14 protein-coding genes are annotated in these 21,471 nt (G+C 71.1%); 3 read left to right on the top strand and 11 right to left on the bottom strand.

The genetic code is table 11. The features are described 5' to 3' along the window. Positions 1-216: 216 nt before the first annotated feature. The 6 genes from obgE to ACFYZE_RS00450 form a co-directional block, all read right to left on the bottom strand. A complete protein-coding gene (obgE, locus tag ACFYZE_RS00475; protein WP_388986300.1) occupies positions 217-1,653 on the bottom strand; it encodes a GTPase ObgE in 1,437 nt (478 codons plus the stop codon). Between the two features lie 138 nt (positions 1,654-1,791). After that, entirely contained in the window at positions 1,792-2,046 is a 255-nt protein-coding gene (gene rpmA, locus ACFYZE_RS00470) for a 50S ribosomal protein L27 (RefSeq protein ID WP_014672692.1), read from the bottom strand. Between the two features lie 14 nt (positions 2,047-2,060). Further along, positions 2,061-2,381, bottom strand: coding sequence for a 50S ribosomal protein L21 (rplU, locus tag ACFYZE_RS00465; protein WP_004001309.1), 321 nt, complete (start codon positions 2,379-2,381; stop codon positions 2,061-2,063). A gap of 280 nt (positions 2,382-2,661) precedes the next feature. Next, positions 2,662-6,702 (bottom strand): ribonuclease E/G, encoded by a 4,041-nt coding sequence (locus tag ACFYZE_RS00460; RefSeq protein WP_388986295.1) that lies wholly within the window; start codon positions 6,700-6,702, stop codon positions 2,662-2,664. A gap of 264 nt (positions 6,703-6,966) precedes the next feature. Further along, entirely contained in the window at positions 6,967-7,743 is a 777-nt protein-coding gene (locus ACFYZE_RS00455; RefSeq protein ID WP_388986292.1) for a TIGR03936 family radical SAM-associated protein, read from the bottom strand. 261 nt (positions 7,744-8,004) lie between these two features. Then, positions 8,005-9,519 carry an alpha/beta hydrolase gene (locus tag ACFYZE_RS00450; RefSeq protein WP_388986289.1) on the bottom strand — a complete coding sequence of 505 codons (1,515 nt, stop codon included), beginning with the start codon at positions 9,517-9,519 and terminating at the stop codon, positions 8,005-8,007. 314 nt (positions 9,520-9,833) lie between these two features. On the opposite strand from ACFYZE_RS00450, the gene ACFYZE_RS00445 reads away from it, so the two are divergent. Both ACFYZE_RS00445 and ACFYZE_RS00440 read left to right on the top strand, forming a co-directional pair. After that, complete coding sequence (locus ACFYZE_RS00445) at positions 9,834-10,712, top strand: alpha/beta fold hydrolase (RefSeq protein ID WP_388986285.1); 879 nt, start codon at positions 9,834-9,836, stop codon at positions 10,710-10,712. Between the two features lie 122 nt (positions 10,713-10,834). Then, positions 10,835-11,530, top strand: a complete 696-nt coding sequence (locus ACFYZE_RS00440; RefSeq protein WP_388986282.1) for a DUF899 domain-containing protein — start codon at positions 10,835-10,837, stop codon at positions 11,528-11,530. Positions 11,531-11,674: 144 nt separating this feature from the next. Here ACFYZE_RS00440 and ACFYZE_RS00435 read toward each other — a convergent pair whose 3' ends face one another. Further along, on the bottom strand, positions 11,675-12,547 hold the full coding sequence (locus ACFYZE_RS00435; protein ID WP_388986279.1) for a LysR family transcriptional regulator: 873 nt from the start codon (positions 12,545-12,547) through the stop codon (positions 11,675-11,677). Between the two features lie 101 nt (positions 12,548-12,648). Between ACFYZE_RS00435 and ACFYZE_RS00430 the strand changes: the two genes are divergently transcribed. Then, positions 12,649-13,851: an MFS transporter gene (locus tag ACFYZE_RS00430; RefSeq protein ID WP_388987898.1), complete on the top strand. Its 1,203-nt coding sequence runs from the start codon at positions 12,649-12,651 to the stop codon at positions 13,849-13,851. A 341-nt stretch (positions 13,852-14,192) separates the two neighbouring features. Here the strand turns inward: ACFYZE_RS00430 and ACFYZE_RS00425 are convergent, their stop codons facing one another. The 4 genes from ACFYZE_RS00425 to mrdA all read right to left on the bottom strand — a co-directional run bounded on the left by ACFYZE_RS00425 (position 14,193) and on the right by mrdA (position 21,427). Next, entirely contained in the window at positions 14,193-16,163 is a 1,971-nt protein-coding gene (locus ACFYZE_RS00425; protein ID WP_388986277.1) for a TIGR03960 family B12-binding radical SAM protein, read from the bottom strand. Between the two features lie 151 nt (positions 16,164-16,314). Then, positions 16,315-17,814: a CHAD domain-containing protein gene (locus tag ACFYZE_RS00420; RefSeq protein WP_388986274.1), complete on the bottom strand. Its 1,500-nt coding sequence runs from the start codon at positions 17,812-17,814 to the stop codon at positions 16,315-16,317. Positions 17,815-17,978: 164 nt separating this feature from the next. After that, positions 17,979-19,178: a rod shape-determining protein RodA gene (gene rodA / locus ACFYZE_RS00415; RefSeq protein WP_388986271.1), complete on the bottom strand. Its 1,200-nt coding sequence runs from the start codon at positions 19,176-19,178 to the stop codon at positions 17,979-17,981. Beyond that, positions 19,175-21,427 (bottom strand): penicillin-binding protein 2, encoded by a 2,253-nt coding sequence (gene mrdA / locus ACFYZE_RS00410; RefSeq protein WP_388986268.1) that lies wholly within the window; start codon positions 21,425-21,427, stop codon positions 19,175-19,177. The genes rodA and mrdA overlap by 4 nt, the downstream gene beginning before the upstream one ends. Positions 21,428-21,471 lie beyond the last annotated feature (44 nt).

The raw sequence follows: 21,471 nt of genomic DNA, 5'->3' as shown, positions 1-21,471 counted from the left end.
GGAAGCGGACGGTGACCAGAGCCCCCGGATCCGGTCACCGAGACGTCACACCGGCCGCAGGGCGAGCTCCGGTGTCGGTGGTCTCGTGGACATCGGCAGGCTCCCCGGTGCAGCGGGCCCTGGGCTGATCGGGGCAGGGCGGGACCAGGACGACCAGGAGTGGGGCAGGGCAGCCCCGTGGGCAGCCTGGGGCCGAGCCCCGGCTGCCCACGGCTGTCAGAACGGCTCGAAGTCGTCGAAGTCCTGCTCCGCCTCGTCGCGTTCGGCCTGTCGTTCCTTGCGCCGCTGCGCGGCAGGCCGTACGCCCTCGAACCGGTGGTCCTCGCCACGCCGCCCGAGCATCTCGGCGCCGGCCATCACCGACGGCTCCCAGTCGAAGACGACCGCGTTGTCCTCGGGTCCGATGGCGACGCCGTCCCCGGCCTTCGCGCCCGCCTTCATCAGCTGTTCCTCGACGCCGAGGCGGCCCAGCCGGTCGGCGAGGTAGCCCACGGCCTCGTCGTTGTTGAAGTCGGTCTGGCGCACCCAGCGCTCCGGCTTCTCGCCGCGCACGCGGAAGAGCCCGTCGGCCTCGCGCGTGACGGTGAAGCCCGCGTCGTCGACGGCCTTCGGCCGGATGACGATCCTGGTCGCCTCCTCCTTCGGCTTGGCGGCACGCGCCTTCGCGACCAGGTCGGCCAGGGCGTACGACAGCTCCTTCAGCCCGGTGTGCGCCACCGCGGAGACCTCGAAGACGCGGTAGCCGCGGGCCTGGAGGTCGGGCCGCACCATCTCGGCGAGGTCCTTGCCGTCAGGCACGTCGATCTTGTTGAGGACGACGATCCGCGGACGGTTGTCGAGGCCGCCGTACTGCCTCAGCTCCTCCTCGATGACGTCGAGGTCGGAGACGGGGTCGCGGTCGGACTCCAGCGTGGCCGTGTCCAGCACGTGCACGAGGACACTGCACCGCTCGACGTGCCGCAGGAACTCCAGGCCCAGCCCCTTGCCCTGGCTGGCGCCCGGGATGAGCCCGGGAACGTCGGCGATGGTGTACACGGTCGAGCCCGTGGCGACCACGCCCAGGTTCGGGACGAGGGTGGTGAACGGGTAGTCGGCGATCTTCGGCTTGGCGGCGGACAGCACGGAGATGAGCGAGGACTTGCCCGCGCTCGGGTAGCCGACGAGGGCCACGTCCGCGACGGTCTTCAGCTCCAGCACGATGTCCTGCACGTCGCCGGGCTCGCCGAGCAGCGCGAAACCGGGCGCCTTGCGGCGGGCCGAGGCCAGCGCCGCGTTGCCGAGGCCGCCGCGGCCGCCCTGGGCGGCGATGTACGACGTGCCGTGGCCGACCAGGTCGGCCAGCACGTTGCCCGACTTGTCGAGCACGACCGTGCCGTTGGGGACCGGCAGGACGAGGTCCTGGCCGTCCTTGCCGGAGCGGAAGCCGCCCTCGCCGGGCTTGCCGTTGGTGGCCTTGCGGTGCGGGGAGTGGTGGTAGTCGAGCAGCGTGGTGACCGACTGGTCGACGGTGAGGATGACGTCGCCGCCGCGTCCGCCGTTGCCGCCGTCGGGGCCGCCGAGCGGCTTGAACTTCTCACGGTGGACGGAGGCACAGCCGTGGCCTCCGTTACCCGCGGCGACGTGCAGTTCGACGCGGTCCACGAAGGTGGTCATGGTTCAGTGCCTCCAGAAAACGTACGGGGTGTGTGCTGTCCGACAGCTGTCCAACAAGCGAAAGGCGGACCCGCCTTCCCGACCGGGAAGTGAGGTCCGCCTCGCTGAACGTTCGGTCGTAGCCGTGAATCAGGAGATTCAGGCGACGGGAACGATGTTCACGACCTTGCGGCCACGGTGGGTGCCGAACTGCACCGAACCGGCCTGCAGCGCGAACAGCGTGTCGTCGCCGCCGCGGCCGACGCCCGCGCCCGGGTGGAAGTGGGTGCCGCGCTGGCGGACCAGGATCTCACCCGCGGAGACGACCTGACCGCCGAAGCGCTTCACGCCGAGCCGCTGGGCGTTGGAGTCGCGACCGTTCCGGGTGGACGATGCGCCCTTCTTGTGTGCCATCTGTTCTCAGTCCCTTACTTCGCAGCCGTGGGGATCTCGGTGACCTTGATCGCCGTGTACTGCTGGCGGTGGCCCTGGCGACGGCGGTAACCGGTCTTGTTCTTGTAGCGCAGAATGTCGATCTTCTGGCCCTTGTGGTGGTCCACGACCTCAGCCTGGACCTTGATGCCGGCCAGCACCCACGGGTCGCTGGTCACGGAGTCGCCGTCGACCACGAGCAGGGTCGAGAGCTCGACCGTGTCGCCGACCTTGGCGGTGGAAATCTTGTCAACCTCGACGATGTCGCCGACAGCAACCTTGTGCTGGCGACCACCGCTGCGCACGATCGCGTACACGCGGAACTCACTCTCTCGCTCGGGAACGGCACCCCCGCAGGCCAGCCGCCCTGCGAAACGCGCGAGCGACCTCTCCCGGCCGGTCCTTGCGGCCCGCGTCCGGGAGGAAGAGGTTTACGGGGATGTGGCGCATCAGTGGACACGCCGACGGTCAAGGTTACGGGGCCGGGTCGGGAAGGGTCAAACCGGGTCCTGTGCGCCACTCCTGCACACACGACGGCGGCCCGCCCGGAGAGATCCGGGCGGGCCGCCGTCGTGTGTGTGCCGACGCGTCGGAGGGTCAGTCCTCCGTGGTGGCCGAAACGGTCGGCTGTGCCGACTGCTCGGCCGCCGCCGTCTTCTTGGCCGCCGCCTTCTTGGCGGTCGTCTTCTTCGCGGCGGTCTTCTTCGCGGCAGTCTTCTTGGCGGCCGTCTTCTTGGTGGCCGCCTTCTTCGCCGTCGCCTTCTTGGCGGTCTTGCGGGCCGCCTTCTTGGCGGGCGCCGCCGTCTCCGGCTCGCCCTCCGCCGGGGCCTCGGTCTGCTCCGCCGGGGCCTCCGCCGCCGACGGGACGACCACGACCGCCGTCTCCTGCGACGACGTCGGCGCCGTGGACTTGCGGACGGCGCGGCGGCGCGGACGGACCGGGGCCGCGCTCTCCACGGGCGCCTCGGCCGGCTCGGCGGCCTCCTCCGCCACGGGCTCGGCCGGGGCCTGGGCTTCCGGCTCCTCGGCGGGCTGCGGCGCGGCCTCCGGGACCGTCACCACGGTCTCGGCGGGCGAACCGGCCGGCGCCGACACCTTGCGGGTCGCCCGACGGCGCGTACGGCCCTTGGGCGCGGCCTCCTCCTCGACGGGCGCGGGCGCCTCGACGACCGGGTCCTCGGCCGCCACCGGCTCCGCCTCCGCCTCGGACCGCGACTTCGGTGCGCGCTCGTCCGTACGGGACTTCGGCGCCCGCTCCTCGGTCCGCGGGGCACCCGCGGGAGCCGACGCCCGCCGGCTCACCCGGCGCCGCGAACGGCCCCGGGACGCGGCGGCCTCCGCCTCGGCGACGCTGCTGTACAGCTCCTCGTCCGGCGCGACCGAGTCCATCAGCGACTCCGTCACGGCCGACTCCGACAGCGCCGCCGGAACCGCGACCTCGGGCTCCTCGGCGACCGTGACCTCGACGGCCTCCTCGGCCTCGGCCGCGACCGCCTCGTGCGTCTCGGGCTCGGCCTCGGCCTCGGCGCCGCCCCGGCCGCGCTTCCTGCGCTTGCCTCCGCCGGCTGCGGCCGCCTGGTCCATGTGCACGATCACGCCACGGCCGTTGCAGTGCACGCAGGTCTCGGAGAACGACTCCAGCAGTCCCTGTCCGACCCGCTTCCGGGTCATCTGGACGAGGCCCAGCGAGGTCACCTCGGCGACCTGGTGCTTCGTGCGGTCCCGGCCCAGGCACTCCAGCAGGCGCCGCAGCACCAGGTCCCGGTTGGACTCCAGCACCATGTCGATGAAGTCGATCACGATGATGCCGCCGAGGTCGCGCAGCCGCAGCTGGCGGACGATCTCCTCGGCCGCCTCCAGGTTGTTCCTGGTGACGGTCTCCTCGAGGTTGCCGCCCTGACCGGTGAACTTGCCGGTGTTGACGTCGATGACGACCATCGCCTCGGTCCGGTCGATCACCAGCGAACCGCCGCTGGGCAGCCACACCTTGCGGTCCAGCGCCTTGGCGAGCTGCTCGTCGATCCGGTACGTGGCGAAGACGTCGACCTCGCTGGTCCACCTCTGCAGGCGCGGCGCGAGGTCCGGCGCGACGTGCGAGACGTATCCGTGGATCGTCTCCCAGGCGTCGTCACCGCTGACGATGACCTTGGAGAAGTCCTCGTTGAAGATGTCGCGCACGACGCGGACGGTCATGTCCGGCTCGCCGTACAGCAGCGTCGGCGCGTTGCCGTTCTTCGACTTCTTCTGGATCTCCTCCCACTGCGCCTGGAGCCGTTCGACGTCCCGGCGCAGCTCCTCCTCGCTGGCGCCCTCGGCGGCGGTGCGCACGATGACGCCCGCGTCCTCGGGGACGATCTTCTTGAGGATGGTCTTCAGCCGGGCCCGCTCGGTGTCGGGCAGCTTGCGGCTGATACCGGTCATCGAGCCCTCGGGGACGTACACGAGGTAACGACCCGGCAGGGAGACCTGGCTGGTCAGGCGGGCGCCCTTGTGGCCGATCGGGTCCTTGGTCACCTGCACGAGGACCGACTGCCCGGACTTCAGGGCGGACTCGATGCGGCGCGGGCCGTTGGCCATGCCCAGCGCCTCGAAGTTGACCTCACCGGCGTAGAGCACCGCGTTGCGGCCCTTGCCGATGTCGATGAAGGCGGCCTCCATCGACGGCAGCACGTTCTGGACCTTGCCCAGGTAGACGTTGCCGACGTACGAGGTCGACTGCTCCTTGTTGACGTAGTGCTCGACGAGCACACCGTCCTCGAGGACGCCGATCTGCGTGCGCTCGCCGTTCTGCCGGACGACCATCACACGCTCGACGGCCTCTCGGCGGGCCAGGAACTCGGCCTCGGTGATGATCGGGACGCGGCGGCGGCCCTGCTCGCGGCCCTCCCGGCGGCGCTGCTTCTTCGCCTCCAGGCGGGTCGAGCCCTTGATGGACTGCACCTCGTCGGACGGCTCGGCGGACTTGCGCGGCTCGCGGACCTTGACGACGGTGCGCTCCGGGTCGTCGGACGTCGGCTCGTTGTCGACGAGCACGTCACCGGCCCGGCGGCGGCGACGGCGACGGCGACGGCTGGTGCTGCTGGAGGCCGCCGTGTCCTCGGCGTGCTCCTGGGCCTCCTCGTCGTCCTCCTCGACCTGCTCGGCGGTGTCCTCGGCGTCCTGCGCGGCCTGCTCGGCGGCGAGTTCCTCGGTCTCCTCGCCCTCCTCGGCCTCGCCCTCGGCCTCGGCGGACTCGCCACGGCGACGACGGCGGCCACCACGGCGGCGGCGACGGCGCGAACCGGTCTCCTCGGCCTCCTCGCCCTCGGCGGACTCCTCCGCCTCCTCGGGCTCCTCGGCCTCGTCGGCGGTCTCGGGCGTCACGGCCACGGGCTCCTCGTCACCGCCCCGGCGGCGACGGCGGCGGCGGGCACCGGCGGTCTCCTCCTCGGCGGCCTCCTCCTGCTCCGCCGCCTCGGCGGCAGCGGCAGCGGCGGCCCGCTCCGGAGTCTGGAACATCGGCTCGGTGAACACCGGCGCCTGGAACACGGGCACGGCGGGTCGTGCGGGCCGCTGCGCGGCCTCGGCCGCATCGTCGGCGCCCGAGGCGGGCTGCGCGGGCTCGGAGAAGCCGCCGGCGGCCCTGCGGACGACGCGACGGCGACGACGCGGGGCGGCCTCCTCGGCGACCGGCTCGGCTTCGGCAGCGGCGGCGGGGGTGGGCGCGGAGGCGGGAGCGTGGGCGCCTTCCTCGACGGCCTCTGCCTTCTCGCTCGCGCCGGCGGCCTCGGCCTGCGGGGCCTCATCGGCGGCGCCCTCGGGCGCGGCGGCCGAAGCGGACACCTGACGGGTGGCACGGCGACGGGTACGGCGGGGGGCGGGCTCTTCGGCGGCGGGGGCCTGGGACTCCTCGGCGGGTGCCTGCTCGGCCGCCTTCGTCTCGGCCTCGGGGGCCGCCTCCGGCTCCGCGGCCTCGGTGGGAGCGGGCGCTCCGGCGGGCGCCGAGGCACGACGCGTGGCACGACGACGCGCACGAGCCGGAGCGGGCGCCTCCTCGGCGACCGGCTCCGCGGGCGCTTCCTCGGTGGCCTCGCCACCGTCCCCACCGGCGGGTACGACGACCTCGACGGTCTCGGCCACCGCGGGCGCTCCGGCGGGCGCCGAGGCACGACGCGTGGCACGACGACGCGCACGAGCCGGAGCGGGCGCCTCCTCGGCGACCGGCTCCTCCTCGGCCTCGGGGGCCGCGGGCGACTCGGCGGTGTCGCCACCGGCGGGCACGACGACCTCCACGGCCTCCGCGGTCGCGGGCGCTCCTGCCGGCGCCGACGCACGACGCGTGGCACGACGACGCGCACGAGCCGGAGCGGGCGCCTCGTCGGAGGCGGGCTCGGCTTCGGCGGTACCGGAAACGGCGCCTTCGGCCACCGCCCCGGCCTCCTCGATCTCTTCTGTCCCAGCGGTCGCGGGCTCCGCCTCCGCCGGTATGGCCGGCCCGGCCCCGCTCGCGGGATCGGGCACCGTGACCTCGCCGGTCACGGCGTCGGCGCCCGGCGGGCCCGCCGGGCGCGAGGCGACGCGGCGCCGACGGCGCGGCGGCAGGGTGTCGCTGGGGGTGTTGTTCTCGGAACCCTCGGTGGGTTCGGTCGGTTCGAGCATGCGGGCGTTTCTCCCGTCAGGCTCCCGGGCGCCGCGCCTGGTCCGGCATGGATCGCCGTTGACGTCCGCGGCTCGCGCTGTGCGCGGTGCCGCCGTCCGGGGCGCGGGCGCCGCACGGGAGCTCTCTGTGTCCTGTCTCGCCGGTTCCGTACTCCTTGTTGTGCACGGCCTGGCGAAAGTCTTCTGGTCGGTGCGCTGCCCGACCCAGGTGGCTCCCGAGTACGAGGGCGGCGCTACGACGTACGTCCCTGCGCGGGACCTTCCTTACGCCGGCGCCGTCGCGGCGGCAGTGGCGGCGGCCGGATGCGGCTCGGTCGCTGCTGCCTCGCGGTCGGGCGCGAGCGGGTCGGTCACCGTGCCGGTCTCTTCATCGAACAGCCCCTGCGCCAGCCTGGTCACCGCTGCGGGGACCGGCGGCGCCAGGTCGGCCACGGCGCGGAGACCGGACAGGACGTCGTCGGGTCGTACGGCAGGCGTCACGTGCCGAACAACCAGCCGCAGTATCGCACAGGGCTGGTCGCTCGGCCTATCAGCCGGCGAACTGTGCGCTTCCACGCGCTCAAGGCTCGCGACGGCGGGACGGGCGTCGAAGGTGCGCATGCCGTTCTTGGTCAGGCGCTGGACCTCGACACTCTCGGCCGCGTCGAAGGCCGCGACGGCTCGCTCCGCCTCCGCCGGGTCCACACCGTCCAGCCGCAGCTCCCAGACGGAGGCCGTCAGCCGGTCGGCGAGCCCAGACGTGCGGGCCTCGACCGCCTCGACGATGTCCAGCCCGGCGGGCAACGACTCGTCGAGGAGGACGCGCAGCCGCTCCGGGTCGCGCGCCTCGGTGAGCGCGATCTCCAGGTACTCCGCCTCACTGCCCGTGCCGGTGGGTGCGGCATTGGCGTACGACACCTTCGGATGCGGCGTGAACCCCGCCGAGTACGCCATCGGCACCTCGGCACGGCGCAACGCACGCTCGAAGGCGCGCTGGAAGTCACGGTGGCTGGTGAACCGGAGGCGGCCGCGCTTGGTGTAGCGCAGTCGAATGCGCTGCACCGCGGGTGCGGGCGGCGGGCCTTCGGGCTGTCGCTTGCCCAGTGTCGTTCAGTCCTTCGTGAGAGCGGTGGTACTCCTACCTAGACTACGTGCCGGGCGGCCGATACGTTCCCGCCGGGCTCCGTTGACTCCGGTGCCCGGCCGTGCCGCCCGGAAGAATCCCGCCGTGGCGACCGTAAAAGATCACACGTACGGGCCACGGCGCGGTACGGACTCCGCGCGGTGAGGCCCCGGCCGCACAGGGGCCCGTACCGTCCGCCGTCAGTCCCCCGGTCGGCGTGCGGTGCCGCAGCGTACGTCCCGGCCGGGACGCTCTCCGGTCGCCAGGAAGCGTGAGACGACGCGGTCACCGCAGGCGTTCCCGTTGGCCAGGTAGGCGCCGTGGCCGGTGGAGTCGACGGTCACCATGACGGCACGCGCCCCGAACGCCTCCCGGAGCTTCAGTGCGCCGCTCAGCGGGGTGGCGACGTCGTGGGCGTTCTGCACGAGCAGGATGCCGGACGGCCCCCGCGCAGTGATCCGTACCGGCGCCTGCTGCGGCGGGTACGGCCAGGCGGCACAGACCGTCGCGTTCCTGGGCATGCCGGCGGTCAGCGGGTGTTCCCGGCGGCTGACGGCGACGGCGTTCCGGTACGCGGCCGCCGACCTGGGCCAGGCCACGTCGTTGCACATGGTCGCGGCGCTGACGGCGGTCACGTTCTGCAGCACCGGGTCGGGCTGCGCCGTCGGGGCGGGCGGCACGGTCCCGTTCCGGGCGGCCAGCATCAGCTTCGCCAGGGCGGGGAAGCGACCGGGCGCGTAGAGGCTGTCGAGCATCGTCTGGCGCAGCACGTTGCCGTTCAGCTCCTCGGGGTTGGCACCGGGCCAGGGAATCGGTGCACGGTCGAGCGTTGCGGCGAGACGCAGGAACAGCGGCCGCACCGCTGCCGCCGTCGTGGCCACCCGGTCCGGGTTGCCGGGCGCCGAGGCCCACCCGGCGAACTCGGGGAAGGTGTCCTCGACGCCGGTCTCGTACGCGGCGAGCCAGGCACGGGAGACCCTGGCGGGGTCGGGATCGTCGTTGCTGTCGAGCACGACACGGTCGGTGCGCTGCGGGAACAACTGGCTGTAGACGGCGCCGACGTACGTACCGTACGAGACACCCCACGCGGAGAGCCTGCGCTCGCCGAGCGCGGCGCGGATGCCGTCGATGTCGCGCGCCTCGTCGACCGTGCTGATGTGCCGGATCAGCTCACCGCCGTTGCGCGCGCAGGCGTCCGCCAACCGCCGGGCGGTGGCCGTGTTCCCGGTGACCGACCCGTCCGGGGCGGGCCAGGGCCGCAGCTTCGACAGGGCGAGGTCGCCATGGTCGAGGCCGCAGCTGACGGAGGTGGAGGGTGCGAGCCCGCGCGGGGCGAAACCGACCAGGTCGTAGGAGTCCCGCACGTCCTGCGGCAGCTTCTGCCCCTTGCCCGAGGGGTCGCCGAGGCTGGAGCCGCCGGGACCGCCGGGGATCAGCAGCAGTACGCCGCGGCGGGCGGACGGCTTCTCGCTGGGGATGCGGGAGACGACGACGCCGATCTTCCGGCCACCGGGATCGGCGTAGTCCATCGGCACCTCGACGGACGCACACCGCTGCCGGGAATCGAGGCCACTGCCCTCGCACCTGGTCCAGTTCAAGGAGGGGGCCCCGGTTGATGCGGATGCGGACGTCGAGGCGGTCAGCGGGGCGGCGAGACAGAGAAGGGCGGCGGACACGGCGGTCCATACGGCTCTTGTGCTGCTGGTCTGCTTCATACCGAGGAGCCTCGCGGATCACCACCGCCCTTCCCATCCGGCCAACGTGCCGGTCTCTACGGGGGTTTGCCCCAGCCATCCGCCTCGTGCCACCCGCACATGGTGTGTTCCCGTCGTTCCCTCATGGACTGCAGACCGGGGTCGCACAGCGTCGTGCCTGCCATCGCCGTGAACGCGCGGCAGGAACGTATCGCTCGACGAACTGCCCGAGTCGGCCGGTTTCACCCGATTGCACCGGATGAGCGGCTCGACAGCGCCGATTCATGAACGCTGAGGTGCATACCGCCGGAGGAAACAGAGGAAGCGAGAGCGGCATGACAGCAACCGCGGTCCATGGCATACGTCATCGCACAGGGCGCTTGCGCGCGGCGGCGGGATGCGCCGTCGCCGCCCTGTGCGCGGTCACGGCGGTCCCGGCCGCCGCGGACAGTGACGCGACCGGCACCAAGCCCACCATCGTGCTGGTGCACGGGGCCTTCGCCGACAGCTCCAGCTGGAAAGGGGTGATCGAGCTGCTGGAGCGCCGCGGCTACACGGTCATGGCCCCGGCCAACCCACTGCGCGGGCTGTACAGCGACTCCACCTACATCGCCTCGGTGCTCAAGAGCGTCAAGGGCCCCGTCGTGCTGGCCGGCCACTCCTACGGCGGTGCCGTGATCAGCACGGCCGCAGCCGGCAACCCCCAGGTGAAGTCCCTGGTGTACATCTCGGCGCTGATGCCCGACGTGGGCGAAAGCGGCATGTCGCTGTCCGCCGGCTACCCCAGCGCCCTCGGCACCGCCACCACATCCGTGCCCTACCGGGCGGGCGGCGTCAGCGGGACCGACCTGTACCTCAAGCGGGACAAGGTGCACCCGGTCTTCGCCGCCTGCCTGCCTGTGAGCGAGGCGAACCTGCTGGCGGTCACCCAGCGGCCCGTGGCCACCACCGCGTTCTCGGAGAAGGCGAAGGTCGCGGCGTGGAGGGACATCCCGTCCTGGGCCCTCGTCAGCCGGCAGGACATGACCATCAGCCCGGATCAGGAACGCTTCGAGGCCAAGCGCGCCCGCTCCCACACCGTGGAGGTCGACACCTGCCACGTGTCCCTGATCGCCCGTCCCGACGCCGTCGCCGACCTGATCCTCCAGGCCGCCACCGCCACCGGGGCCACGCGCCCGGCGCTCGCTCGGCGCGCGGGCCCCGCCGGGCGGTGAGCCGGCGGAGATCCGTCCAACGGGGAAACTCTCACGGTTCGCCGGCGACCGATGAGTTCCGGAGCCTCGTAAGGTCTACCTCTGGACAAGCGAAAGCTGCGCACGAACTCTGTGAGGGGACCATGACCAGCCACGCACTACCGCCCGTCGTCGACGCGGCGACCTGGGAACGCCGGCTCGAGGCACTGCGTGCCCGGGAGAAGGCCGCGACACGGGAGCTCGACGCCATCGCCGCCGAGCGCCGTCGCCTGCCGATGGTCGAGATGCCCGACTACACCCTGGAGGGCGAGGACGGCCCTGTTCGGCTGGCGGACGTCTTCGAAGGCAAGACGCAACTGATCGTCTACAACCACATGTGGTTCCCCGGCAAAGAATGGCAGTGCCCGGGGTGCACGGGGTTCACCTCGCAGTACACCCGCCTGGAGTTCCTGGACAACTACGACGCGCGATTCGTCATCGTCACCCAGGGCCCGATCAAAGAGGCACTCGCCTACAAGCAGCGGGTCGGCAACCGGATGCCGTGGTATTCGACTGCCAACAGCTCATTCGGGGCCGATGTCGGCGCACCTCCCGAGGGAGGATTCGCGGTCAACGTGTTCCTGCGCGACGGCGACACCGTCTACCGCACCTGGCACACCAGCGGTCGGGGTACCGAGCAGCTCAGCCACACCTTCGCGCTGATCGACATCCTGCCGTACGGGCGGCAGGAGGAATGGCAGGACTCACCCGAGGGCTGGCCCCAGTCGCCCACCTACAGCCGGTGGGCGAGGTCCGAGGACATCGCCGCGCTCTACGGCCCGGGCTCCGGCGGCGTCTGAACCGATCGGATGCGGACGGGCCCGGCGCGGCGACAACCTCATCCCCTGGGGGCGAAGCGACGACGACATCCGGGCGGGCTTTCGTCGGATCGTCACGGCGCTCCTCTATCGCCCCTGACGAGCTGAACGCGCTGGGAACAGGGGTCAATAGGCCGCGAGCAACTGCTCGAGCAGAGCCGCGGTGGCTTCGCCGGTCGAGGTCCGCGTCACGACGTTGAACTCCCAGTCGATGCGCTCGTTCAGAGGGACGACTGCGATGCCTTCGCTTGGCGGGATCAGCAGTTCGGGAAGCAGCGCGATGCCGAGGCCGTTGGCGACGAAAACCGGGATCGAGCTGGTCTCGGTCGCCTCGATTGCGACGTCGCGCACCACCCCGCGTGCGCCGAGCGCGGCGTCGAGGACGTCCCGGTTGCCGAAACCGACAGGCGCGTGCACGAAGCGCTCATTCGCGAGGTCCTTCAGCGCCAGTCCCGCGCGTGATGCGAGTTCATGGTCGGCCGGGAGGATGACCGCGTAGGGCGTTGTGGCGAGCCGGTGCACGGCAAGGCCTGGGCCCGCGGTGGCCGCCGGCAGCCCGTACAAGCTGAGATCGAGCCGCCCCCGCCGCACGGCGTCGGCGAGCTCCGCCGAGCCGGACGAAGACGCGCGCAGCCGTAGGTCGACGAGCGGGTGTTCGCGGTGAAAGGCGCCGATGACGCGCGGGATCGCGAGGTAGCTCACGCTGGAGAACACCCCGATGCGCAGTTCGCCCCGCAGTTCGCCTCGCGGGTCGGCTGCGGTGCGGGCGCGCGCCTCGGCGTCGGCGAGCGCGCGAAGCGCAGGCAGCACCGCCTCTCCGGCGGCGGTGATCCGCACCCCTCGCTGGTCTCGCTCGAAGAGCGCAGTGCCGAGCTCTCGTTCCAGCGCCCGAACGCCGGCGGAGACGGTCGACTGTGCTGCGTAGACGCGTTGCGCGGCACGGGTGAAGCTCAGCTCGTCGGCGACCGCGATCGCGTACTCGACCAGTCGGGTCTCCATTTCTCTGTCTCCCGGCACCATCGGTCACGTCGATAACTGTGACCAAGAGTATGCGTTGGACGCGATGACCTGAGCTGTCGAGCATGGAGAAATGACGACAACTGCTGCTCCGGCCCGGACCTCCAGCCGCCGAACGACTTCCCCATGGGGCGGGGTTCTGGATCATCGCGCTCGCCTTCAGCACCGAGCTCGCGTTCTGCGCCGTCCCGACGCCCCTCTACGCGATCTACCAGCAGCGCGACGGCTTTCCGACGATCGTCCTCACCATCATCTTCGGCGCATACGCGGTCGGGGTCATGCTGAGCCTGTATCTCGCGGGCCATGTCTCCGACTGGCTGGGACGCCGACGCGTGATCCTCGGCTCGCTGCTCGTCAACCTGCTGGCCGCGATCCTCTTCCTCGTCTGGAACGACGTCGCCGGCCTCATCGTCGCCCGCCTCATCAGCGGACTCGGCATCGGCATCCTCACCGCCACGGCGACCGCGCACCTCTCCGAGCTCGGTGCGGCGGCCCACCACGCCAAAGGTCGCGTCGCCCTTGTGTCGACCTTCGCAAACCTCGGCGGCATCGGCCTAGGCCCGCTGATCGGCGGGCTCATCGCGACCTGGTCCACGCGACCGCTCATCGCCCCCTACGTGGCCTTCGCCATCCTCCTGGTCGTCGAAGGGATCCTGGTCGCCTTCGTTCCCGAGACGGTTGAGCGCCGCGAGGAGCGCCCCGCCTACCGGCCGCAGCGCGTCGCAGTGCCGGCGGCGGGGAGGGGCGCGTTCTGGGCGGCCGGAGCGGCGGCGTTCGGCGCGTTCGCAGTGTTCGGCACCTTCATGGGACTGTCCTCGACCTTCCTCGTCGGTCTCCTCGGGCTGCACTCGCACCTACTCGCCGGCCTGTCGCCCTTCGTCGTTTTCATGGCGGCAGCCCTCGCACAGATCCTCACCGTGCGGCTGGCGATGCGCCCTCAGATCGGGCTCGCCATCGCACTCGCCGCGCTCGGGCTCGTGAGCATCGGCGTTGCCGCCGTCGTCGCCTCACTTCCGCTCTTCCTCATCGGCGGCGGGGTCGCGGGCGCAGGGATCGGCATCCTGTTCCGAGCCGCCCTCGGCACCGTCGCCGCGGTCGCGGATGCGGAGCGTCGAGGCGAGGCGCTCGCCGGCATCTTCCTCATCGCCTACGCCGGCATGACCATCCCGCCGCTCCTCACAGCCGGCGCGCTCAGGGTCTGGCCCACAGTCACCGTGCTCGTCGGCCTTGTCACCCTCGCCGCGATCCTTGTCGCAATCTCCGGCTCGCGGATGGTTCGACGCTGAAACCCACGCCGGGAAGCCACAGGACACCACGTGGGTCGAGACCATCCACTCGGGCGAACGTCACCGTGTACGGCCGTGGCCCAGGCCGCTGGCCCTCAGACCCACTCCTTGGAGCGGACAACTCGTGTGGTCGCCAGGTCAGGCCTACGGCGGACTACACCCACTCCACCTCAGAGTGGATGCTTCCGGGGCCTCCAGGCCCCGGCAGAGGCGTCCGGCGCCCACCCTGCGTCGTCGGCTGCCGACGAATCGAAACGCCGACGGCAGCCAACGCGGCAACCACTTCGTCCTCACCCGTCCCCGCCGGCGCCTCCATCACCCGATCGAGTGCCTCGCTCGCCTCAGTGCGTGTGACCACTCGAAGCCGGCGCCTGACCTGCGTTCTTGACCGTCAGAGGCAGCAACTTCTTGCCGGTCGGGCCGATTTGTATGGCCGTGTCCATCTGCGGGCACACCCCGCAGTCGAAGCAAGGCGTCCACCGGCAGTCCTCGACCTCCGTCTCGTCGAGGGCGTCCTGCCAGTCCTCCCAGAGCCAGTCCTTGTCGAGGCCCGAGTCGAGGTGGTCCCAGGGGAGGACCTCCTCGTAGGTGCGCTCTCGGGTGGTGTACCAGTCGACGTCCACGCCGTAGGGGGCCAGCGCCTTCTCCGCGCACGCCATCCAGCGGTCGTAGGAGAAGTGCTCGCGCCAGCCGTCGAAGCGGCCGCCGTCGTCGTACACCGCGCGGATCACCGCGCCGATCCGGCGGTCGCCGCGCGACAGCAGGCCCTCGACGATGCCGGGCTTGCCGTCGTGGTAGCGGAAGCCGATCGAGCGGCCGTACTTCTTGTCGCCGCGGATCTTGTCCCTCAGCTTCTCCAGGCGCGTGTCCGTCTCCTCGGCGGAGAGCTGGGGCGCCCACTGGAAGGGGGTGTGGGGCTTGGGGACGAAACCGCCGATCGACACCGTGCAGCGGATGTCGTTGGAGCCCGAGACCTCGCGGCCCTTCTGGATCACTCGTGTCGCCATGTCGGCGATCTGGAGGACGTCCTCGTCGGTCTCCGTCGGCAGGCCGCACATGAAGTACAGCTTCACCTGGCGCCAGCCGTTGCCGTAGGCGGTGGCGACCGTGCGGATGAGGTCTTCCTCCGAGACCATCTTGTTGATGACCTTGCGGATGCGTTCCGAGCCGCCCTCCGGGGCGAAGGTCAGGCCCGAGCGGCGGCCGTTGCGGGTGAGCTCGTTCGCCAGGTCGATGTTGAAGGCGTCCACGCGGGTGGAGGGGAGCGAGAGGCCGATCTTGTCGTCCTCGTAGCGGTCCGCCAGGCCCTTGGCGATGTCGCCGATCTCCGAGTGGTCCGCCGAGGACAGGGAGAGGAGGCCCACCTCTTCGAAGCCCGTGGCCTTCAGGCCCTTGTCGACCATCTCGCCGATGCCCGTGATGGAGCGTTCGCGGACCGGTCGCGTGATCATGCCCGCCTGACAGAAGCGGCAGCCCCGGGTGCAGCCCCGGAAGATCTCGACCGACATGCGCTCGTGGACCGTCTCCGCCAGCGGGACGAGCGGCTGCTTGGGGTAGGGCCACTCGTCGAGGTCCATGACCGTGTGCTTCGACACGCGCCACGGGACGCCGGAGCGGTTGGGGACCACGCGGGCGATACGGCCGTCGGGGAGGTACTCGACGTCGTAGAACGCCGGGACGTACACCCCGCCGGTCTTCGCCAGGCGGAAGAGGAGTTCCTCGCGGCCGCCGGGGCGGCCCTCCTCCTTCCAGGCGCGGATGATCTTGCTGATCTCGAGGACGGCCTGCTCGCCGTCGCCGATCACCGCGCAGTCGATGAAGTCGGCGATCGGCTCGGGGTTGAAGGCCGCGTGGCCGCCCGCCATGACGATCGGGTCGTCGACGGTCCGGTCCTTGGACTCCAGCGGGATGCCGGCGAGGTCCAGGGCCGTCAGCATGTTCGTGTAGCCCAGCTCCGTGGAGAAGCTGATGCCCAACACGTCGAACGCCTTCACCGGGCGGTGGCTGTCGACGGTGAACTGCGGGACGTCGTGCTCCCGCATCAGCGCCTCCAGGTCCGGCCAGACGCTGTAGGTGCGCTCGGCGAGGACGCCCTGCTGCTCGTTCAGGACCTCGTAGAGGATCATGACGCCCTGGTTGGGCAGCCCGACCTCGTAGGCGTCGGGGTACATCAGCGCCCAGCGGACGTCGCACTCGTCCCACGGCTTGACGGTGGAGTTCAGCTCGCCGCCCACGTACTGGATCGGCTTCTGCACGTGCGGCAGCAGAGCTTCGAGCTGCGGGAACACCGATACGGCGGCTTCGGCAGACATCTCGCGACTTTCGTGAGCTGGACGGTACTGACAGGGGTGACCATCTAGCCTAACGCGGCCGGGACGCCTCCTCGGACGCCCGCGGGGCAGGGCCGCAGGCGCCCGTCGGCCCGTCCCGCCTCGGCCGGGCCCCGGGCAGACCTGCATCCGCTCAGACGTCCGCTTCCGCCTCCACCGCCCGCCACACCTCCGGCAGCGCCGCCTCCGCCGCTGCCGCGCGCTGTTCCTCGCGGCCGTACAGGACGCCGTAGGTGAACGTCTCCTCCCCCGCCGTGTGTGCCTGTGCCGACAGCTCCCGCAGGGCGATCCGGGTCATCACGCTGTCCTGGTGGTCGCCGAGCAGGGTCTGCAGGGACTTCATCGCCGTGGCCAGGGATTCGGCGGGTCCGCCCAGGGCGGGTGCGGCGGCCTCGGCGGCGTACCGGGTGCGCTTGGCCTTCTTGCGGGCCTCGTGGATGGCGAGGTCGCGGTCGGTGCCCGGTGGCTGGTCCAGGGCCTGACCGATCAGGTCGGCGACCTTGCGGACGTCCTTCCGTACGGCCTTGGCGATCACCTTGGACGGTTTCCCGGCGGCCGCTTTCAGCAGGGGCGGGTCGGTGATCAGGGTGTCCAGCGCGTCCAGCAGCCGCAGGTAGCGCTCGCTGTCCAGGACCGCGATCAGCCGGCGCCGGGAGCCGCCGCGCCCCGCGCGGGACCAGGTGCGCAGCCGGCCGCGGACCGGGCCGACGACCAGGTGGTGGGGCAGGGCGGCGACGGCGGCCGTCAGGCGTTCGGTCAGCACCTCCTGGTCGCGGTCCACGCCCAGCTCGCCGGCCAGCCACTTCAGCTCGTCGGCGATCGGGGCGGTGACGGCGGGGTCGAGGACCTTGGCGTAGGAACGGAGTGTGCTGCGCAGCCGGCGGGTGGCCACGCGCATGGCGTGCACGGAGTCGAAGACGTCCTGGCGTACCGCGGGGTCGAGGGCGACGATCGCGTCCCGTTGGGCGCGGACGTAGGCGAGGACGTGGTCGCCCGCGGTGGCCGGTGGGAGCTGCTCACCGGTCCCGGAGCGCCCGCCGGTCTCCTGCAGTGCCCTGGCGAGCTTGGAGTGGGACGGTGAGCGGTGCACTCCGGCCTTGCGGAGTCTCTTCTCGACCTTGTCGAGGAAGCGGGGGTCGCCGTCGTCCGCGAGTTCGACCTCGATCTCGGTCCAGGCGGCGGAGCCGGTGCCGCCGCCGATCCGCTCGGCGCGGACGTGGTCGAGGCTGACCTCGGCGAGCAGGGCGCCGTCGGCGTCGACGAGGTGGCGGACGTGGCGGGCGGAGCGCAGGCGTACGAGGGGGATAAGTGGGGTGTCGCGGACGCGGGAGCGGACGAGGGCGGACAGGGAGCGGGGGACGGTGTCGGAGAGCGGGGCGCGGATCTCGTCGCGGACGCCGTCGGCGACCGGCAGCTTGAGGTGCCACCCGGCGTCGTCGCCTCCGGTGCGGCGGCGCAGGGTCAGACGGGCGCGGGCCAGGCGTTCGTCGGCCGTGTCGTAGTAGGTGGCGTCGAGTTCGGCGACGCCCTTGTCGACGACGGCGAAGACGCCCGCGACGCCGGTCAGGTCGGGCAGTCGGTCGCCGGCTGCGGCCTCGTACTTGCGCTCGATCTCACGCTTGGTGTCCGCCATGACGCGAATCTAGTGGGAATCGGTGCGGGATGGCAGGGGTCCCCTGAGCCCGTGCGGCGGTCGAGGACGAGACCGTTCAGGCCGATGGGGGCCTGGTGGCCGAGCCCTCGGGGACGGCCGCCCCCACCGGCCCGCACCGGACAACCGGCCCGACCGCCGGAGGCCTACGCAGACATCGGCCGCTCCACCCGGATCGACTGCAGCAGTCCCACCGCTATCCAGACGGCGAACATCGAGGAGCCTCCGTAGGACACGAACGGCAGCGGCAGGCCCGCGACCGGCATGATGCCGAGGGTCATGCCGATGTTCTCGAAGGACTGGAAGGCGAACCAGGCGATGATGCCGGCGGCGACGATCGTGCCGTACAGCTCGGTCGTCTCGCGGGCGATCCGGCAGGCCCGCCACAGGACGACGCCGAGCAGGACGAGGATCAGGCCGGCGCCCAGGAAGCCCAGCTCCTCTCCTGCGACCGTGAAGACGAAGTCGGTCTGCTGTTCGGGCACGAACTGGCCCGTGGTCTGGGAGCCGTGGAACAGTCCCGCACCGGTCAGTCCGCCGGAGCCGATCGCGATGCGTGCCTGGTTGGTGTTGTAGCCGACGCCCGCGGGGTCGAGGTCGGGGTTGGCGAAGGCGGCGAAGCGGTTGATCTGGTACTCGTCCAGGATGTGCAGCTGCCAGACGGCGACCGCGCCGACGGCGCCTGCGGTGAGCAGGCCGAAGATCCAGCGGTTGGAGGCGCCGGAGGCGAGCAGCACCCCCAGCACGACGACCGCCATGACCATCGTCGAGCCGAGGTCCGGCATGAGCATGACGATCATCATGGGGACGGCGGCCAGGCCCAGGGACTGCGCCACGGTCCGGTGGTCGGGGTACGGCTTGTCGCCCGCGTCGACCCGCGCCGCGAGCAGCATCGCCATGCCCAGGATGATCGTGATCTTCACGAACTCGGAGGGCTGGAGGGAGAAGCCGCCGCCGAAGACGATCCAGTTGCGGTTGCCGTTGATGGTGGCGCCGAGCGGCGTGAGCACCAGCAGCACCATGAACAGCGAGATGCCGTACAGGATCGGCACGGCGGTGCGCAGGGTGCGATGGCCGAGCCAGATCGTGCCGATCATCAAGGCGATCCCGATGCCGGTGTTCATCAGGTGCCGGATCAGGAAGTAGTACGGGTCGCCCTGGTTGATCTCGGTGCGGTTGCGGGTGGCCGAGTAGACGAGGGCCGTGCCGATCAGGGACAGGGTCAGGGCCGACAGCAGTATCGGCCAGTCGAGGCGGCGGGCCAGGCCGTCGCGGGCGAAGATCCGCGTCCAGCCGGCCCGCTCGGGCCCGTACCCGGAGACGGAGAAGTTGTTCGCTCCGGTCACGTGAGGATCCTCCGCCTCTTCTTCGGGCGGCCCGTGCGCCGTCGGGTGTTGCGGTTGCTCGCGGTCGGCGACGGCGCGGTGGCCGGCGGATTGTCGGTGGGCGCCGTCTGCCCGGGCGACGGGCTCGCCTGGTTGGCGCTCGGGTCGTACTTCTCGATCTTGGGGGCGACGATCGAGCCGTCGGGCTGGATCTTGGGCAGGCCCTGCTGCGGGGTGTACAGCAGCGCCTTCTTCTTGTCGATCGAGCCGTCGGACTGCACGCCGTACAGCGCGTTGTAGATGTTGTGGACGGCCTCACCGGAGGCGCCGGAACCGGTACCGGCCTGGGAGATCGTCATCACGACCGCGTAGTCGTTGGAGAACGTGGCCAGCCACGACGTGGTCTGCTTGCCGTAGACCTCGGCGGTACCGGTCTTGGCGTGCAGCGGGATCTTGTCCTGCGGCCAGCCGCCGAACTTCCAGGCGGCGGTACCGCGGGTGACGACGCCCGCGAGGGCCTCCTCCATGACGTCCCGCGTCTTGGCGTCGATCGGCAGCCTGCCGTGCGACCTGGGCTTGATCTCGGTGACCTTCTTGCCGTCGGGGCTGATGATCGCCTTGCCGATGGTCGGGTCCCACAGGGTGCCGCCGTTGGAGATCGCCGAGTACATGACGGCCTCCTGGATCGGGGTCAGGAGGGTGTCGCCCTGGCCGATCGAGTAGTTGATCTCGTCACCCTCGCGCATCTTGTTGCCCTCGAGGCAGTTCTCGTACGCGATCTTCTCGACGTAACTGCCGTCCTTCTTGCCGGTCTTGCACCAGGCGTCCTTGTTGGCCTCCCAGTACTTCTGCTTCCACTCGCGGTCGGGGACGCGGCCGGAGACCTCGTTGGGCAGGTCGATGCCGGTGGGCTTGCCGAGGCCGAACTGGTGGGCGGTCTTGAAGAACCAGTCCTTGGGCTGGCCCTTCTTGGGGTTGATACCGCCGTCCTTCTTCCACTCGTTGTCCGCGAGGCCGTAGAAGACGGTGTCGCAGGAGACCTCGAGGGCGCGGCCGAGCGAGATCGGGCCGAAGTTCTCCCCCTCGAAGTTCTTGAAGACCTGGCCGCCGACCGAGTAGGAGCTGGTGCACGGGTAGTGGCCGTCGAAGTCGTAGCCGGCCTGGATCGCGGCGGCCGTGGAGACCACCTTGAAGGTGGAGCCGGGCGCGGACTGGCCCTGGATGGCCCGGTTCAGCAACGGGTAGTCGGAGTCCTTGCCGGTGAGCTTCTTGTAGTCCTTGGCGGAGATCCCGCCGACCCACACGTTCGGGTCGTACGTCGGGGCGGACGCCATGGCGACGACGCGGCCGGTCCTGGCCTCCATCACGACGACGGCGCCGGAGTCGGCCTTGTAGTTCTCCCCGGTGTTCTTGTCGAACTGGGTGCGGGCGACCTTCATCGCCCGGTCCAGCTCGTACTCGGCGACCCGCTGCACCCGGGCGTCGATGCTGGTGACCAGGTTGGAGCCAGGTTCAGCGGCGTCCGACTTGGCCTTGCCGATGACCCGGCCGAGGTTGTCGACCTCGTAGCGGGTGACGCCGGCCTTCCCGCGCAGCGCCGCGTCGTACTGGCGCTCGAGCCCGGAACGGCCCACCATGTCGGAGCGCAGATACGGGGAGTCGGTGTTCTTCGCCTGCTGGATCTCCTGGTCCGTGACGGGCGAGAGGTAGCCGAGCACCTGCGCGGTGTTGGCCTCGCCGGGGCTCGGGTAGCGGCGCACGGCCTCCGGCTCGGCGGTGATGCCGGGGAAGTCCTCGGAGCGCTCGCGGATCTGCATCGCCTGCCGGGGCGTGGCCTCGTCGGTGATGGGGATGGGCTGGTACGGGGAGCCGTTCCAGCAGGGCTGGGGCGTCTTGGCGTCGCACAGCCGGACCTTGTCCATCACGTCCTGGGGCTTCATGCCGAGGACACCGGCCAGCTTGGTCAGGACGGCCTTGCCGCCGTCCTTCATCTTCATCAGGTCGGTGCGGGAGGCGGAGACGACGAGCTTGGTCTCGTTGTCGGCGAGCGGGACTCCGCGCGCGTCCAGGATCTCCCCGCGTACGGCGGGCTGGACGACCTGCTGGACGTGGTTGCCGGACGCCTCCTTCTGGTACTGGGCGCCCTCGCGGATCTGCAGGTACCACAGTCGGCCGCCGAGGGTGCCGAGAAGGGAGAGAACGAGGATCTGGATGACGACGAGCCGGATCTGGACACGTGGAGTCCGCCCGGTCTCAGGAATGTTAGTCATGGGCGCAGCCCATTCCGTTGAGGGTGGTGGTGGGCGACGGGTGG

This window comes from Streptomyces sp. NPDC001796 (genome assembly GCF_042892355.1).
Lineage (GTDB): Bacteria > Actinomycetota > Actinomycetes > Streptomycetales > Streptomycetaceae > Streptomyces.
This window is presented reverse-complemented; position numbering and strand designations above follow the sequence as displayed.